This window comes from Niveispirillum sp. FG148 (assembly GCF_057809655.1).
In genome coordinates this window covers 30215-46615 of the sequence record NZ_JBMDKJ010000012.1, presented here as the reverse complement: position 1 = coordinate 46615, position 16401 = coordinate 30215, and the positions used below count along the sequence as shown (strand labels likewise).

At 63.9% G+C, this 16401-nt stretch carries 16 protein-coding genes; 9 read left to right on the top strand and 7 right to left on the bottom strand.

All coding sequences use genetic code 11. From position 1 onward, the window contains the following. The first annotated feature begins 55 nt into the window (after positions 1-55). Genes ACODTW_RS14255 through ACODTW_RS14245 form a run of 3 tightly spaced genes read left to right on the top strand, consistent with a single transcriptional unit; the run spans position 56 to position 1819 of the window. Positions 56-436: a hypothetical protein gene (locus ACODTW_RS14255; protein WP_488946687.1), complete on the top strand. Its 381-nt coding sequence runs from the start codon at positions 56-58 to the stop codon at positions 434-436. Positions 437-448: 12 nt separating this feature from the next. Continuing rightward, positions 449-1186, top strand: coding sequence for a HupE/UreJ family protein (locus ACODTW_RS14250; protein WP_488946686.1), 738 nt, complete (start codon positions 449-451; stop codon positions 1184-1186). Between the two features lie 12 nt (positions 1187-1198). Continuing rightward, positions 1199-1819: a hypothetical protein gene (locus tag ACODTW_RS14245; RefSeq protein ID WP_488946685.1), complete on the top strand. Its 621-nt coding sequence runs from the start codon at positions 1199-1201 to the stop codon at positions 1817-1819. A gap of 78 nt (positions 1820-1897) precedes the next feature. Here ACODTW_RS14245 and ACODTW_RS14240 read toward each other — a convergent pair whose 3' ends face one another. Beyond that, positions 1898-2440 (bottom strand): hypothetical protein, encoded by a 543-nt coding sequence (locus tag ACODTW_RS14240; protein ID WP_488946684.1) that lies wholly within the window; start codon positions 2438-2440, stop codon positions 1898-1900. A 222-nt stretch (positions 2441-2662) separates the two neighbouring features. Here ACODTW_RS14240 and ACODTW_RS14235 point away from each other — a divergent pair, with 222 nt between their 5' ends. Both ACODTW_RS14235 and ACODTW_RS14230 read left to right on the top strand, forming a co-directional pair. After that, on the top strand, positions 2663-3541 hold the full coding sequence (locus tag ACODTW_RS14235) for an ABC transporter ATP-binding protein (protein WP_488946683.1): 879 nt from the start codon (positions 2663-2665) through the stop codon (positions 3539-3541). Between the two features lie 14 nt (positions 3542-3555). Further along, a complete protein-coding gene (locus ACODTW_RS14230) occupies positions 3556-7140 on the top strand; it encodes an ABC transporter permease/M1 family aminopeptidase (protein WP_488946682.1) in 3585 nt (1194 codons plus the stop codon). A gap of 127 nt (positions 7141-7267) precedes the next feature. On the opposite strand, the gene ACODTW_RS14225 is transcribed toward ACODTW_RS14230, so the two are convergent. Continuing rightward, positions 7268-8320: an aspartate-semialdehyde dehydrogenase gene (locus ACODTW_RS14225; RefSeq protein WP_488946681.1), complete on the bottom strand. Its 1053-nt coding sequence runs from the start codon at positions 8318-8320 to the stop codon at positions 7268-7270. Positions 8321-8684: 364 nt separating this feature from the next. On the opposite strand from ACODTW_RS14225, the gene ACODTW_RS14220 reads away from it, so the two are divergent. Together ACODTW_RS14220 and ACODTW_RS14215 are read left to right on the top strand one after the other, a co-directional pair. Then, positions 8685-9041 (top strand): hypothetical protein, encoded by a 357-nt coding sequence (locus ACODTW_RS14220; RefSeq protein ID WP_488946680.1) that lies wholly within the window; start codon positions 8685-8687, stop codon positions 9039-9041. Positions 9042-9156: 115 nt separating this feature from the next. Then, on the top strand, positions 9157-9663 hold the full coding sequence (locus ACODTW_RS14215; protein ID WP_488946679.1) for a cupin domain-containing protein: 507 nt from the start codon (positions 9157-9159) through the stop codon (positions 9661-9663). Positions 9664-9763: 100 nt separating this feature from the next. Here the strand turns inward: ACODTW_RS14215 and metF are convergent, their stop codons facing one another. Both metF and ACODTW_RS14205 read right to left on the bottom strand, forming a co-directional pair. Continuing rightward, a complete protein-coding gene (gene metF / locus ACODTW_RS14210; protein ID WP_488946678.1) occupies positions 9764-10699 on the bottom strand; it encodes a methylenetetrahydrofolate reductase in 936 nt (311 codons plus the stop codon). Positions 10700-10711: 12 nt separating this feature from the next. Next, the gene (locus ACODTW_RS14205) at positions 10712-11677 is read right to left on the bottom strand and encodes an ArsR/SmtB family transcription factor (protein WP_488946677.1); all 966 of its coding nucleotides are present in this window, start codon (positions 11675-11677) and stop codon (positions 10712-10714) included. 273 nt (positions 11678-11950) lie between these two features. On the opposite strand from ACODTW_RS14205, the gene ACODTW_RS14200 reads away from it, so the two are divergent. Both ACODTW_RS14200 and ACODTW_RS14195 read left to right on the top strand, forming a co-directional pair. After that, complete coding sequence (locus ACODTW_RS14200; protein WP_488946676.1) at positions 11951-12622, top strand: MlaC/ttg2D family ABC transporter substrate-binding protein; 672 nt, start codon at positions 11951-11953, stop codon at positions 12620-12622. Between the two features lie 66 nt (positions 12623-12688). Further along, positions 12689-13486 (top strand): hypothetical protein, encoded by a 798-nt coding sequence (locus ACODTW_RS14195; RefSeq protein ID WP_488946675.1) that lies wholly within the window; start codon positions 12689-12691, stop codon positions 13484-13486. Here ACODTW_RS14195 and ACODTW_RS14190 read toward each other — a convergent pair. The 3 genes from ACODTW_RS14190 to ACODTW_RS14180 form a co-directional block, all read right to left on the bottom strand. Continuing rightward, on the bottom strand, positions 13476-14231 hold the full coding sequence (locus ACODTW_RS14190; protein ID WP_488946674.1) for a substrate-binding periplasmic protein: 756 nt from the start codon (positions 14229-14231) through the stop codon (positions 13476-13478). The two genes, ACODTW_RS14195 and ACODTW_RS14190, sit on opposite strands and share 11 nt — an antisense overlap. A 137-nt stretch (positions 14232-14368) precedes the next feature. After that, positions 14369-15184, bottom strand: a complete 816-nt coding sequence (locus ACODTW_RS14185; RefSeq protein ID WP_488946673.1) for a CheR family methyltransferase — start codon at positions 15182-15184, stop codon at positions 14369-14371. Further along, positions 15181-16380 (bottom strand): protein-glutamate methylesterase/protein-glutamine glutaminase, encoded by a 1200-nt coding sequence (locus tag ACODTW_RS14180; protein WP_488946672.1) that lies wholly within the window; start codon positions 16378-16380, stop codon positions 15181-15183. The genes ACODTW_RS14185 and ACODTW_RS14180 overlap by 4 nt, the downstream gene beginning before the upstream one ends. Positions 16381-16401: the final 21 nt, after the last annotated feature.

Genomic DNA, 16401 nt, shown 5'->3' with positions numbered 1-16401 from the left:
CCAGCGGGAGCCGTCCTCCGGCTTCGCGCATCATTCCTTTGGATTGGAGATCATCATGAAGAAGCAGGTTCTCTGGCTGCCCCTGGCGCTGACCCTGGCCCTGGCCCCCCTGTCGGCCCTGGCCCATGGCAACACCACGCCGCAGCATGGCGGCATCGTGCAGCTGTCCGGCGAAACCCTGGTCGAGCTGGTGGCCGGTACCGATGGCACCTCCGTGTTTGTGGCGGAGGAGGATGAGCCGGTGGCCGCCACCGACCTGACTGTGACGCTGACCATCATGGACCCGGCCGGCAAGCGGCAGGTGGAAATGGTGCCCGGTGCCGGCAACCGCCTGGACGCACCCGGGGTCAAGCTGGCCCCCGGCACCAAGGTCGGGGCCCTGATCGTCAACAAGACGAACCAGGTGCGCACGATCGTGGCCTTCACCGTGAAGTGACGGGGCCGCCCGATGCCGCTCCCCCCTGCACGACGCATCACCGGGGGCGGCCTTGGCGCCGCCCTCCCCTTCATCCTGGCGGTCCTGTTCCTGCTGTTCCTGGGCCTTGACGGCACGGCCATGGCCCATGGCGTGTCTGAGGAGGACCGTTCCTTCATCGAGGATGCCCAGGGTGTCCACATCATCCCTTACATCTATCTGGGGGCCAAGCACATGGTCACCGGCTATGACCATCTGCTGTTCCTGGTCGGGGTGATCTTCTTCCTGTACCGGCTGCGCGACGTGGCCTCCTATGTCACCCTGTTCGCCGTGGGGCACAGCACGACGCTGCTGCTGGGCGTGCTGGCCGATATCCGGGCCGATGCCTATATCATCGACGCCATCATCGGCCTGTCGGTGGTCTACAAGGCGCTGGACAATCTGGGCGCCTTCAAGACCTGGCTGGGCTTCCAGCCCAACACCAAGGCCGCCGTCCTGATCTTCGGCTTCTTCCACGGCTTCGGCCTGGCCACGAAGCTGCAGGAACTGTCGCTGTCGCCGGACGGGCTGCTGCCCAATCTGGTCAGCTTCAATGTGGGCGTGGAGATCGGGCAGTTCATGGCCCTGTGCCTGATCCTGATCGCCATGAATCTGTGGCGGACCACCCGCAGCTTCAACCGATCCGTCCTGGTTGCCAACGCCACGCTGATGGCGGCCGGGCTGGTCCTGGTCGGCTATCAGCTGGCCGGCTTCGCCAGTGAACGCGCCTGAAGGAGTGTCACGATGACCGACATGTCACTGCCTGCCTATCAGGCATCACCCCGCGCGCTGGCCGGGGCCGGGCTGGGGGCACTGGCCGCCGCCGGTCTGATCCTGACCCTGTTCGTGCTGCCGGCCGAATATGGCATGGACCCGACGGGGGCCGGACGGGCCCTGGGCCTGACCAAGCTGGCGACGCCGCGTCCGGCGGAAGCGGTGGCAGCGATGGCCGCCGCGCCCGCGACGGCCATCGCCCCCGGCATCCCCACCCAGGCAGAGATTGCCAAGGCCACCCCTTATCGCAGCGACCGGCAGGAACTGGTGCTGGCCCCGCATACGGGGGCGGAAGTGAAGGCCCATATGGCGCAGGGCGACCACCTGATCTTCCGCTGGCAGGCCAGCGGCGGACAGGTCCGTTTTGACATGCATGGCGAACCGCCCAATGCCAAGGAGGGCGAATTCTCCCGCTACTGGAAGGGCAAGGACCTGGACAGCGCCCAGGGGGCCTTTACCGCGCCCTTCACCGGCGCCCATGGCTGGTACTTCCATAATCGCGGCGACACGCCGGTGACCATCAGCGTGGAAACCAGCGGTTTCTACCAGGACCTCTACCTGCCGCCGGTGGAGCCGCAGGCGGCCCCGTGAGCGTTCCGCCCACGTCGGGGCAGGTGCAAGGGTGGGTGCCGGCCGGGCGCAGGCCGGCCCACCCGCGCGGATTCGTCCTCAGCTGAATTGCAGCAGCCCCGGCGCCTTGTCGATGATCTCTTCCAGGATCATCTCCGCCGTCTCCAGATCACCCTTCAGCTTTTCGCCCATGGTCGCGGCATATTCGGGGCGGCGCAGCTTTTCCGCCGCGTCGTGCAGGCTGCGCAGTTCGGCGATGAAGATTTCCCGCGCCCCGACGGGCAGCATGGTCTTGGCCGACAGCACGAAGAAGAACCGCATGGAAGCGCGGACCAGCAGGCCCAGCATCAGCGTGTCCAGCCGCGCATATTCTTCCTTCAGGTCGTCGACACGGGCCGTATCGACGGCCCGCAGCCGGCCTTCGATCAGGATGCAGAGCGCCCGGAATTCCCCCACCTTGTTGCGGAATTCGTTATAGGCCTGGAAACTGTCCTTGGCCGCTTCCTCCTCCGCCGTCCTGGCCAGACGGATGGCTTCCCGCGCCTGGTTTTCCAGGGCGCCCAGCAGGTCTTGCACTTCCTTGCGGGTATAGGTGCGCTTCATGGCCCGGTTAATTTCGATGAGACGAAAACGGATGGTCACGCGGCCCCTTATAGGCTGTTGGCTGACGCCCCGATAGTCGCCAGTTAGGATGGCGGCGCCCTGGATTTTGCAGGGTACCAACCATTCGGCATGCGAAGGGGCCAATCATTAACAACTTCTTTACCACAGCGCATCGGACCGGCACTCTGTTGTGATCCATAAACAGGTTTCGCGCCGTGGTGCGCATCGCTGTCGGTCACAACCAGAATAAACGGGTGCTGAATGCTCTCGATCGCCAATCTGTCCCATACCTATGCCAATGGCGTCCAGGCGCTGAACAATGTGACGCTGGAGGTGCCGCGCGGCATGTTCGGCCTGCTGGGCCCCAACGGGGCCGGCAAGTCGACACTGATGCGCACCATCGCCACCTTGCAGCAGCCGACCAGCGGCGCCATCCATTTCGATGGAATCGACGTGCTGGCCGATCCGATGGCGCTGCGCCGGGTGCTGGGCTATCTGCCGCAGGAATTCGGCGTCTATCCCCGCATCTCGGCCGAAGACATGCTGGACCATCTGGCCGTGCTGAAGGGCCTGACCGACGCGAAGGTGCGGCGCGACGTGGTGAAGGGCCTGCTGGAACAGACCAATCTCTATGATGTGCGCAAGAAGGCGCTGGCCGGCTATTCCGGCGGCATGCGGCAGCGCTTCGGCATCGCCCAGGCCCTGCTGGGCGACCCCAAGCTGATCATCGTGGACGAACCGACGGCAGGATTGGACCCGGAGGAACGCAACCGCTTCCACAATCTCCTGTCAGAGATCGGGGAGAATGTGGTCGTCATCCTGTCCACCCATATTGTGGAGGATGTGGCCGACCTTTGCCAGAACATGGCGATCATTGTCGGCGGCCGCATCGTGGCCCAGGGCGAACCGCTGGCCATGATCGACAGCATGCGTGGCCGCATCTGGCGCAAGCTGATCGACAAGGCCGAGGTGCCGGATTACCAGGCCCGCCATCAGGTCATTTCCGCCCGCCTGTTCGCCGGCCGCTCCGTGGTGCATGTGGTCAGCGACCAGGACCCGGGTGACGGGTTCGAACCGGTCGCCGGCAGCCTGGAGGATGTCTACTTCTCCACGCTCCGCGCCACCCGCGCCGCCGCCTGAACCGGGAGATGCCCATGTTCGGCAAGATCGCCTGGTTCGAGCTGCGATACCAGATCCGCCAGCCCGTCTTCATCGTCACGGCCCTGATCTTCGGGCTGCTGACCTTCCTGGCCACCACGGTCGACAATATCCGCATCGGGTCCAGCGACGCGGTGCATGTGAATTCGCCCTTCGCGATTTTGCAGGTCATCACCATCCTGTCGCTGTTCGGCATGTTCATCCCCGTGGCCATCCTGGCAAACGTCGTTTTGCGCGACACGGATACGAAGATGGCGGGGATCATGCATTCCCTGCCCGTTGGCAAATATCCGTTCCTGCTGGGCCGCTTCTCCGGTGCCTTCGTGGCCGTGGCGCTCGCCTTCTCCATGACGGCCGTCGGCATTGCCCTGGGCAGCGCCATGTGGTGGCTGGACCCGGAAAAGGTGGGGCCGTTCCGGCCGGGTGACTATCTGTTTACCCTGGCCGTGCTGGCCATTCCCAACCTGCTGGCCATGGGTGCCATCTTCTTCGCGGTGGCCACGGCCACGCGCAGCCTGATGCTGACCTATGTCAGTCTGGTGGCTGTACTGGTGCTCTATCTGCTGCTGTCCAACATCTTCAGCGAACCGCAGCACCGGGAGATCCGCGCCATCCTGGACCCGTTCGGGATCGCGGCCCTGGGCAATGCCACCCGCTACTGGACCATGCTGGAACGCAACACACAGATGGTGGCCCTGGAAGGGCCGCTGCTGTGGAACCGCCTGCTCTGGCTGGGTTTCGGCCTGCTGGTCAGCGGGTTGACCATCTGGCGCTTCAGCTTTGCCGAACGCGCCCCGCGCAAGGCGGAGAAATCCGCCGCCCCGACCACCGCCACCCTGGTCAGCCTGTCCCTGCCGCAGGCCACGCCCCGGACCGGCCTGGGGGCAGCCCTGACACAGCTTCGCCTGCGCACGGGTTTCGAGGTGACGGCCGTGCTGAAAAGCCTGGGCTTCCTGGTGCTGATCGTGCTGGGCGCCTTCAATGCGCTGGGGTCCCTGTTCAACATGGGCACGCTCTACGGCACCGATGTCTATCCCGTGACGCGGGAGGTGGTGGAGCTGCTGGCCGGCACCTTCTCCATCGTGCCCATGGTTGTCTGCATCTATTACGCAGGGGAACTGGTCTGGCGCGAACGCGGCGTGAAGTTCAACGAGATCATTGACGCCACCCCCACCCCGTCCTGGGTGTTCGTGCTGTCGAAATTCGTCGCCATGGCCCTGGTGTTGCTGTTCCTGATGATCGTCGCCATCCTGATGGGTATCGCGGTGCAGATCATCAAGGGGCAGCCCCAGTTGATCGATCTCAGCCTCTATGTCCGCTACCTGATCCTGTCCTTTGGCTATCAGTTCTTCTTGTTCGCGGTCATGGCCATGCTGATGCAGGTGCTGGCCGGGAACAAGTATCTGGGCATGCTGCTGATGGTGGCCTGGATGATCCTGGGCATGATGGCGGGCAAGCTGGGGATCGAGGACAACATGGTCCTGTTCGGCGCCCTGCCGAACGTGCGCCTGTCGGACATGAACGGCATGGGCCATTTTGCCCAAGGCTATACCTGGTTCTCCCTCTATTGGGGGTTCATGGCCGTGCTGCTGATCCTGCTGGCCCAGCGCGCCTGGACCCGCGGCACCCTGGCACCTGTGCGCCAGCGTTTCGCGGCCCTGGCCCGTGGCTGGACCCTGCCGCAGGGCGCCCTTGCCGGGCTGTGCCTGGCGGGCTTCATCGCCACCGGCACCTTCATCTTCCACAACACCCACCAGTTGAATGCCGTCTCATCGAAGAAGGAGAGAGAACTGGCGCAGGTGGAATATGAAAAGACCTACCGCCATCTGGAAAAGCTGCCGCAGCCGCGTATCACGGAGGTGAAGACCGACGCGGACCTGTTCCCCGCCGAACGGCGGCTGGAGGTGCGGGGGCATTATGTGCTGGAAAACAAGACGGACCAGGACATCCCCGTCATCCACTTGCAGTTCCGGCCCCGCTCCAAGCCCTTCACCATCCCATCCGTCACCCTGGAACGGGCCAAGGACACCAAGATTGATGAGAAGTACAACCATTACACCATCACGCTCTCCGAACCTTTGAGGCCCGGCGAGCGCCTGTCGCTGGATTTCGCCACCCGCCTGCATTACCAGGGCTTCGCCAACGAAGGCGGCGGGACGAACGTGGTCTACAATGGCAGCTTCATCCACAATCCTGACGTCACCCCCGTCATCGGCTTCGATGGCGACCTGATGATCCAGGGGCGGGGCGACCGTCGCAAATATGACCTGCCGCCCAACGACCGCATGCCGGCGCTGGAGGATGAGAGTGAGTGGCGCAACAACTACCTGCGCAGCGACAGCGACTTCGTGACCTTCGAGACCACCATCTCGACCAGCGCGGATCAGATCGCCATGGCGCCGGGCTATCTGGAAAAGGAATGGACGGAGAACGGCCGGCGTTATTTCCATTACAAGATGGACGCCCCCATCCTGCATTTCTATTCCTGGCTGTCGGCCCGCTATGAAGTGAAGCAGGACAAGTGGAACGATGTGGATGTGGCCGTCTATTACCACGCGCCGCATGCCTACAATATCGACCGCATGATCCAGTCGGTGAAGGACAGCCTGGATTATTTCGGCAAGGAGTTCGGCCCCTATCAACACCGGCAGATGCGCATCCTGGAATTCCCGGCCTATGCCAGCTTTGCCCAGTCCTTCCCCAACACCGTGCCCTATTCAGAGGCCATCGGCTTCATCACCGATGTGCGCAAGCCGGAAAAGATCGACTATGTCTATTACGTCACCGCGCATGAGGTGGCCCACCAATGGTGGGCGCATCAGGTGATGGGGGCCAATGTCCAGGGTGCCACCCTGCTGTCGGAAAGCCTGTCGCAATACAGCGCCCTGATGGTCATGGAAAAGACCTACGGCCCCGACAAGATCCGCCGTTTCCTGAAATATGAACTGGACCGCTATCTGCGCGCCCGCGGGCAGGAGGAGATCGAGGAGCAGCCGCTGGCCCGCGTGGAGAACCAGCAGTACATCCACTATAACAAGGGCTCCGGCGCGCTCTATTTCCTGCGCGACCAGTTGGGAGAGGGCGTGGTGAACCGGGCGCTGGCCCGGCTGGTGGCCGGCCATAAATACAAGGCCGACCCCTATCCCCGCTCCACCGACCTGATCGCGCTGCTGAAGGAAGAGGCCGGCCCGGACAAGGCAGAGCTGATCAGCGACATGCTGGAAAAAATCACGCTCTACGATCTGAAGGCCACCGATGCCAAGGCGGAGAAGCAGGAGGACGGCAAGTACAAGGTCAGCTTCCAGGTGACGGCGTCCAAGGCCTATGCCGATGGCAAGGGCAAGGAGACCAAGGCCCCCTTCGCCCTGCCCATCGATATCGGCCTGTTCACCGCCAGCCCCGGTGCCGATGATTTTGCCGCCGACAAGGTGATCCTGCTGGAGAAGCGGCCCTTCACCGACCAGGGTGGCCGGATCGAGGTGATCGTCGACAAACTGCCCACCCATGTCGGCATCGACCCTTACAACAAGCTGATCGACCGCAATTCCGACGACAACCTGACCAAGGTGGAGGTGAAGTAATATCGCCAGCCATCATGGATGACCGGTGATCAAGGGACGGGACAGCGTGACCATCGGTCAAGCTGTCCCGCCGCGGATCAAAAGGCGTCTGGGCATCATCGCCCATGAATGGGCAGAAGCGCCCGTTTTACCCCACCAGCTGTTCCAGGATCTGCACGGCGTTCAGTGCCGCGCCCTTCAGCAACTGGTCGCCGGCCAGGAACAGGGCGATGGAGCGGCCGGTCGGGTCGCCGACGTCGCGGCGGATACGACCAACCAGCACATCGCCCTGGCCCGACGCCTCGTTGGGCATCGGGAAATGGTTGCCGGCAATGTCCTCGACAATGCGCACGCCGGGCGCATCGCGCAGGATGGCGCGGACCTGATCGGGGGTCACCTCCTCCTCGAACTCCACGGTCACGGCCATGGAATGGGCGCGCAGCACCGGCACGCGCACGCAGGTGATGCTGATATGCAGGTCGGGACGGCGCATGATCTTGCGCGTCTCTTCGATCACCTTCTCCTCCTCGCCATTATAGCCCGTCTCCGGGTTGATGGCAGCGTTGTGGGAGAAGACGTTGAAGGCATAGGGATGCGGCAGCACACGCGGCGCATAGGCTTCGCCGGCCAGATAGGCGGCGGTGGAGGCACGCAGCTCCTCCATGGCGGCCGCACCCGCCCCGCTGGCCGCCTGATATGTCGCGATGTTCAGGCGGCGGATCTTGTGCTGCGCCTCCAGCGGGGCCAGCGGCACCGTGGCGATGATGGCCACGCAATTGGGATTGGCGATGATGCCGGGCTGGGCCGGGATCACGTCCGCGTTGACCTCCGGCACCACCAGCGGGATCTCGGCTTCCATGCGGAAGGCGGATGAATTGTCGATGACCACGGCACCGGCCGCGACGGCCTTGGGCGCGAACTGCTTGGACACGCCGCTGCCGGCGGAGAACAGGGCATAGTCGATACCCTGGAAACTGTCGTCGGTCAGTTCTTCCACCACCAGGGTGCCGTCCTTGAAGGGTACGGCATAGCCGGCCGATCGCTTGGAAGCCAAGAGGCGCACCTGGGCCAGGTTCAGGCCCGACTTTTCCAGGCATTCGCGGATTTCAACGCCGACGGCGCCGGTGGCACCGACAACGGCGACGGAAATGGGGCGACCGGCGGACTGGCTCAGGCTATCGGGGGCGACGCGGACATTCATTTCAACCCTGTTCCTTCAACGGCTATGCCGGAGACAGGGTCTGGTCCACCTGGAGCCGCCCCGTCCGTTCCCGGCGGGGCATCTGGCTTCTGTCGACCGTCGCGTCAGACCGCGCGCACGACAAGAAGCCCGCCCCGCAGGGTGGTCTTTTTAGTCGTGGTGCTAGTGGTCATGGTCAGGTGCGACATGGGTATGACCATGGCGTCAGCCTCTCTTCCTGTAAAGTCCATCTCAGCAGATATCGACGCAGACGGGCCCCGCCACGGCCGCATGACGGAATTTTAACCACGCCCACGTATTGCGTATTTTTGCGGACGGTGTGACTATATGCACGAGCAAGTGTACCTGAAGGGTGCAGATAGGAATGTCCGTGGAATTGAAGGATCCCAAGACGCTGGAAGCGATTGGGATATTGGCCAGCACGTTGGATGACATCACCGGCCCCGATCGGCTGGAATGCCTGATGGCGGCCAATGCTTTGCGTCAGGTTGTGGAAACCCAGTCAGAAAACGCGCTCACCTTCGCCCGTCAGGCTTTCGAAGGCCTGGATGGCGATGTGCGTCGCCGGGTGGAAAATGATGCGACCACGACGGCCATCAAGGTGGTCGAACAGGCCAAGCGCAAGCCCAATCCGCGCATGGTCCGGGCCAAGGGCGGCAAGTCCAACAGCTTCCTGGACGCATTGAACGGCGGCCAGATGAAGACCGAACGCAAATGGTAAGGGTGGGAACGGCACCGCCGTTCTCGGCCTGACCCGCCAAGGCGCTTCCTGGACGAGGCGCCTTTTTTGTGCGATCCTTAGGGAACAAAACAAGTACATCAGGGCGGAAGTGACCATGACTGAGGCGAAGACAAACCCGATCATCAATATGGCCGACATCACGCCGGAACCGTTTCCGCCGGAACGGCAGCCACCGGGCGACGCGGCGGAACGGTTCGCACCGCTGCGGGCCCGGATCGGCCCCAAGATCGGCGCCCGCCATCTGGGCTGTACGCTGACGGTGCTGCCGCCGGGAAAGCGCGCTTTCCCGCTGCACAACCATCGCATCAATGAGGAAATGTTCATCATCCTGTCGGGCACAGGCATCTTACGGCTGGGCGACGAAACCCACCCGCTGCGCGCCGGCGATATCGTGGCCTGCCCGCCCGGCGGCGTGGAAAGCGCGCACCAGATCCTGAACAATGGAACGGACGACCTGCGCTACCTGGCGATCAGCACCATGCAGTCACCCGACATCGTGGATTATCCCGACAGCGGCAAGATCGGCATCTCCCATGTCGGCAGCGGCTTCCGGCTGATCACCACGCCGGGATCGGCCGTGGATTACTGGCAGGACGAATAGCGCCGCCCCGTGCAACAGGGGGTGCCGCCCTGTTGCATCATGTCGCGCTTGGCAGCCTTCATTCGGAGCGGACAGGTCATCCGCCCCGAATGACCGGGCGTCAGCCCCTGGCCGCGCGTACACCCAGCATATGGCAGATGGCCACCGTCAGGTCGGCACGGTTCATGGTGTAGAAATGGAACTGCTTCACGCCATGACGTTCCAGATAGCGGCACTGTTCAACGGCCACCGTGGCGGCGACCAGATGCCTGGTCTCCGGCGCATCGTCCAACCCGTCGAACAGGTCATGCATCCAGGCCGGCATGGCCGTGTTGCACTTGGCCCCCATCTCGGCCGCCTTCTGGAAATTCAGGATGGGCAGGATACCGGGGACCATCGGCACCGCGATGCCGGCGGCGTCGGCCTTGTCCCGGAAACGCAGAAAAGCATCGGCATCGAAGAAGAACTGGCTGATGGCGCGGTTGGCCCCGGCATCGACCTTGCGCTTCAGATTATCCAGATCGACCTGGGCGCTGGGCGCCTCCGGGTGGACTTCCGGGAAGCAGGCGACGGAAATGTCGAAATCGGCAATGCGCTTCAGCCCCGCAACCAGATCGGCCGCATAGGCATAGCCGCCGGGATGCGGTTCATAGCCCCGGCCGCCCAGGCCGCCCGTGCCGTCGGCGCGCGGCGGCGGATCGCCGCGCAGGGCCACAATATGGCGGATGCCGGCGGCCCAGTAACTGCGGGCGATCTCGTCGATCTCTTCCTTCGTCGCGGCCACGCAGGTCAGGTGGGCCGCAGCCGGGATGCCGGTTTCCGCCTGGATGGCGGTGACGGTGGCATGGGTGCGTTCCCGCGTCGATCCGCCGGCGCCATAGGTCACCGACATGAAGGCCGGCTTCAGCGGTGCCAGACGACGAATCGCCGTCCACAGATTCTCGTGCATCTTCTCCGTCTTGGGCGGGAAGAATTCGAAACTGACGGTCAGGTCGCCGGGGGCCGTGATCAGGGGGGCGGGGGTGGCCGCCGCATCCATCAGGTCGTTCAGGCTCATGGGGTCTCTCCCTTACGAAATCTTGACGGCCGTCGGCCGGATGGCAGGGGTATCGGTGCGCACGGCGCGCCAGATGCAGACGGTCAGGGGATCGCCGGGCAAGGTGCGCACGGGTTCGGGCGCAAGGCCCGCACGGACCAGCCAGCCCCGCACTTCCTCGTCCGTGAAGCCCAGGCGGCGATGCGCCTGCTGCTCGCGAAGATATTCCAGCTCGTGACGGGCAAAATCGACCACCAGCATGATGCCGCCGGGCCGCAGCACGCGCGCCGCCTCGGCAATGGCGGTGGCCGGCTCCTCCGCGTAATGCAGCACCTGATGGAAGATCACGGCGTCCTGGCTCTGGCCGGGAAGCGCCAGCTGGTACATGTCACCCAGTCGCACCTGGCAATGGCGCAGGCCCGCCTGTTCCAGATTGACCCGCGCCACGGCCAGCATCTCCCGCGAGGCATCGACACCCAGGCCATGGGCGATGCGCGGGCCAAACAGTTCCAGAATGCGCCCGGTGCCCGTGCCGACATCCAGCAGGTCACTGATCCCGCTTTCCGGCAGCAGCGACAGCAGCGCCTCCTCCACCTCCCGCTCCGGCACATGCAGGCCCCGGATTTCGTGCCAGCGGGCGGCATTTTCGCTGAAATAGCGGTCGGCGGCTTCACGCCGCCCCTGCTTGATCAGGTCCAGCCGCTCCAGATCCAGCGTCAGCCCGCCATCCTCATCGGGAATGGCATCGACCAGGGTGCGGGCCAGTTCCGCCACCGCCCCCCGTTCCGCCAGCCGGTAATAGGCCCAGATGCCTTCCCGGAACCGTTCCAGCAACCCCGCCTCACACAGCAGCTTCAGATGGCGCGATACGCGCGGCTGGCTTTGGCCCAGAATCTGGGTAAGCTCGGTCACGGTCAGTTCCCCGTGTGCGCACAGCGCCAGCAGACGCAGCCTTGTCGGCTCCGCCGCCGCTTTCAGCGCATTCAACAGGAACTCCATACCCGCCCCCTCAACTCAGCATCAGATCAAGATATAAAGATATCTTTATGCGATGTAAACACCCCTTCATCTGCGGCTGGCCGACCCCCGCGCGATGCGGCTTTTCAAGCGGGCCGTGGCACGCTATCGGTGGGACGCCCCAGATCGGACGCAATTGCGCGTTATCCATGTGTTGAAGGAACGATTACCGGGCATTGACGGAATCGTGACGCGCGTCACTGTCGGCGGCCCGGCCGACCGGCAGATTGGTGCAGTAATCCAAAGGATTGAGACGTGAGCAACCCCACTTTCCATCGTCGTTCGCCGCTGACTGGCGCTGCCCTGCTGTTGCTGGCCGGGGTGGCTGCCCTCACCGCGCCGGCCATGGTGATCGGCACGGCGCAGGCCGAAGCCGCCCCGACCTCCCAGGCCGCCGCCAAGTTCGTGCAGTCCCTGGGCGACAGGGCCATCGCTACCCTGGCCGACCCCAAGAACAGCAAGGATCAGGCGAAGGTCGTGTTCCGCGACCTGCTGAACCAGAATTTCGATATCAACACCATCAGCCGCTTCGTGCTGGGCCGTTATTGGAACATCGCCACTGACGCCCAGAAGAAGGAATATCAGGCCCTGTTCGAGCAGATGATCGTAGAGGTCTATGCCGAGCGTTTCAGCCAGTATGCGGGCGAGAGCTTCAAGGTTGGCGGCGCCCAGGCGTCCGGGGAGAATGACGCCGTCGTCTCGTCGCAGGTGCTGCGGCCCGATGGCCCGCCCGTCAATGTCTCCTGGCGGGTTCGCAACAAGGATGGCGGCTTCAAGATCATCGACGTCATCGTCGAGAATGTCAGCATGAGCGTCACGCAACGGTCCGAATTCGCCAGCGTCATCGACAGCAATGGCGGCAAGTTCGACGCCCTTCTGGACGCGCTGCGCCAGCGTATCCAGACGGCGGGCCTGACCGCCAAGTAAGCCCAGGGTTGAAAGGGCCGTCCGGCGCCGCCGGGCGGCCCTTTTGCCGTTCCGGCCGGACCGCCCATGATCCGCGAGATCCTGATCAGCCTGCGCACGCGCTGCGCCCCCGGTCTGGTCCGGCTGGGCTACCGATACGCGTCGGTAGCCTGCGTCAGCCGGGCCGCCCGCTGCACCCGCGCCTGGGCCCCGCACCAGCAGCGGACGAAAGAAGCCATCCTGGCGGCGCTGGATGATGTCCCGGCCGATGCCGACACGGCCGTGATCCTGGGGTCGGGCCCCTGTCTGGACCTGCCGATACCGGAGCTGCTGGCCCGGTTCCACCGGCTGTTGCTGGTCGATGTCGCCCACCCGCCGGCGGCCCGGCGGCTTGCCCGGCGCCACCCGGCCATCCATCTGGTCGAATGTGATCTGACCGGCCTGGCCGCGCCCTTGGCCATCCCCCTCACCAGCAGCCCCCCCGTACCGGGCAGCGGGGCCTTTCTGGACGAACCGGGCCTTGGGCTGGTCGTGTCCTGCAACCTGATCTCACAATTGCCGCTGGTCCCGCGCCGACAGGTCCAGAAGCGCTGGCCGCATGTCGATGCCGACGCCTTTGCGCGTTCGATCGTGGAGGCGCATATGGCGCATCTGCGGCACTTCGCCTGTCCCACGCTGCTGATCGGCGACGTCTGGCGGCATATCGTCGATCCGGACCGGCGCGTATCGAAGAATGAGGACCCGCTGTTCGGCGCCAGACTGCCCGACAGCGATGCCGAGTGGGATTGGATGGTCGCCCCGATGGGGGAACTGGCCGGCGGCTGGTCGGTGGTGAACCGTGTGCGGGCGCTGCGCGTCGATCGCCTGCCCCTGCCTATTGCGTGACGTTGTAGCGGGCCAGGATGGCGTCGTAGCTGCCATCGGCGCGAATGCGCCGCAAACCCTCATTGAACCTCGCCACCAGGGCCGCGTCCCGGAACCCCGCGCGGTAATGGGTGGGCGCAAAGATATAATGGGTATCGATGGGCAAGGGTTGGCGGACACCGCCATTGCTTTCCAGCAGCACCTGGGCGACGTGATAGTGCATCACCCTAACCTCCCCCACGACCACGTCATATCGACCGTAGAGCAGACCACGCGCCTGGAGCGCCTGGGTCGGTTCCTCCCGGTAGGAAGGGGAGGTAGCAACAGCATCTGCGAATTCCGCGCCCAGCACCTTCGAGGCGCGCTGGAAAGCCAGTACCCGCCAGCGGGAGAGATCCGATGGTCGCTGCAGTTTGATCGCCCGGCCGGTCAGCGTCACAGCGACGTTCTGATAGGTGATATAGCTGTCGGTCAGCAGCACCTCGGGTGGAGCCTCGCCGACGACGGGAGCCAAACCCGCGATGGCAGCCCCATTGGCCGCGACCATAAGCCGGGCGTTGGAACCGATATAGGCGTCCATTTCCAGATCGGCCGCCCGGAAGATGGCTGACAGCAGTTCATATTCCACGCCTGCAAGCTGTCCATTCTTGTCGGAATAGACCAAGGGTGCCGCCTCACGCAGGCCAAACGTCACCCGATCCGCCGCCCCCACAGAGGGGGCCGGCAGAAACAGAAACAGCAACAGCAAGAGGCGTGGGATTGACATGTCACACGTCCGGAACGCGTCCAAGGCGTTTATCATACGCCTTGTTCCCGCCGGAAATCTCGAGACTAAACGCATAGGACGCGCCGGAGCCACCGGCATCGCAGCAAGCAGCGGCGGCGGGACCGGCTGGGAGCCGGTTACTTGCCCGCCAGCGTATACAAGCCGCGCTGCCCTTCCATGGGCTTGAACTTCTCGGTGATGCCCAGCACTGTTTCGGCGCCACCCAGATACAGAATCCCATCGGCCGGCATCAGCTTGGCCATGGCTTCCAGCACCTTGCCCTTGGTCGGCTGGTCGAAATAGATCAGCACGTTGCGACAGAAGATGACGTCGAATTGTCCCAGCGGGGTGAGGTCAGTCAGCAGGTTGTATTCCCGATACTGGACCTTGCTGCGGATATCATCATTCAGTTGCCACTTGTCGCCCACCTGCTTGAAATACTTCACCAGCAAGGTGATGGGCAGACCACGCTGCACTTCGAACTGCGTATAAAGACCGGCCTTGGCTTTGTTGACCATCTCCCCCGACAGGTCGGTGCCGATGATCTCAATCCTCCACCCGGCCAGCCTGGACCCTTCCTCGTTCAACAACATGGCCAGGGAATAGGCTTCCTGGCCAGAGGAACAGGCGGCCGACCAGATGCGCATATGTTTCTTGGCGGCCCGATTCGCCAGCAGGTGGGGCAGAACGACGGCCTTGAACTGGTCAAATGGCTTCTGGTCGCGGAAGAAGGATGATTCGTTCGTCGTCATCGCTTCGGTGATGTCGCGAAGCAACGCCTCATCCCGCTTGCTGCGGACAGCAACCGCGAGTTCGTCCAAGCCCTTCAGGTTCCATTTGCGGGCAACCGGCATCAGCCGGCTTTCCAGCAGATAGGCCTTATCTGAGGTCAAGACCAGACCCGACCGCTGCCTCAGCAGGGTGCAGAACATATCGAAGTCTTCGACCTTCATGCTGCCTGCCTCAATGCGATCTTCCGAATGTAAGGCCCTATTTCCTTCAGTGGCAAGATGGCGCTGCACAAGCCCGCCGTCGCCACAGCCCCCGGCATGCCCCACACCACCGAAGACGGTTCATCCTGCCCCAGCACCGCGCCGCCGGCCTGTACCACCGCTTCCGACCCGCGCTGGCCATCATGACCCATGCCGGTCAGGATCGTCACCAGCACCTTGCGCCCATAGGCACGGACGATGCTGCGCAACATCGGATCGACGGCCGGGCGACAGAAATTCTCCGGCGGATCCTTGGTCAGGGTCAGACAGTTTACACCGTTCTTCTGAACCACCAGCATATGGAAGTCGCCAGGCGCCACATAGGCGCGACCACCAACGATCGGTTCGCCGTCCTTGGCTTCGGCACATTGCACGCCGCATTGGCGGGTGATGTGTTCAGCCAGAATGGTGGTGAAGGTGGCCGGCATATGCTGTGTAATCAGGATCGGCTGCCTGATGCCTTCCTTCAGATGGCTCAGTACCTCGAACAGGGCCTGCGGCCCGCCCGTGGAAGACCCGATGGCCAGGATATCCGGTCGGAAATCCGGCAGCGGACGCAGGGTCAGGGGGCCGGTTTCCGGCTTCACACGCACGGGTTGCGGCAGGGTGAAACTGGTCGTCGGGGTGATATTGCTCACCGGCGCCGGGCGGGCGATGCCCGGGGCGGACACGGGCGCCCCCTTCCGCGGATCGGCCTTGCGGGCGGCCGCCCCCAGGGCCTTCACCTTTTCCGTCAGCTCGCGCTTGAAATCATCAGCGCTGGTCAGCTCGCGGGTGGAGGACGGTTTGGGGATATAGTCGGCCGCACCAGCCTTCAGCGCGCGCAGGCTGATATCCGCGTTCTTGGCAGTCAGTGTCGACGCCATCACGATCTTGACGTTCGGATCCACGGCCAGCAGATGCGGCAGCGCCGACAGCCCGTCCAGCACCGGCATCTCAATATCCAGCACAATGACATCGACACTCTGCCGCTGCAGCGTGTTGATCGCCATCTGGCCGTTGGCCACCGAGGCCACAACCTTGATCTCCGAATCCCCTTCGAGCGACCGCGTGAGCAGGCCGCGGATGACCGCACTGTCATCCACCACCATCACTCGATAAGGTTCGGTTCCGGTCGGTGCCGCGGGGGGTACCGGACGTCCGGGAAGCTCGTTCATTGCCTGCAATCCCGGACGACC